1 protein-coding gene is annotated in these 278 nt (G+C 47.1%); it reads left to right on the forward strand.

All coding sequences use genetic code 11. The features are described 5' to 3' along the window. A partial coding sequence (locus AAEY78_RS12815; protein ID WP_352339706.1) for a hypothetical protein occupies window positions 1-278 on the forward strand: 278 nt, incomplete at both ends.

Below are 278 nucleotides of genomic sequence, written 5' to 3' on the forward strand. Positions count from 1 at the left end.
GCTCTGATGCTATTGCAGGGGTTATTAACTTATCGCTTAACAATTCAACTGGCGTTACTACAGGTTATGTACAATATAGCGAAACCGGCGAAGGCGATGGCGAAACAGTATCGGTTGGCTTAAACCGCGGTTTTGATTTAGGCAGCGAAGGTGGATTTATTAACCTATCACTTGAGCACCGTGATGCACAAAGCACTAACCGTGCAGAGCGCGATATTGGCGGCTCACTTGATGTAGCACCTGGTACGCTTTCTAAAGATGTACGCTGGAGCCAAGGT

Source organism: Psychrobacter sp. 16-MNA-CIBAN-0192 (genome assembly GCF_040309565.1).
Lineage (GTDB): Bacteria > Pseudomonadota > Gammaproteobacteria > Pseudomonadales > Moraxellaceae > Psychrobacter.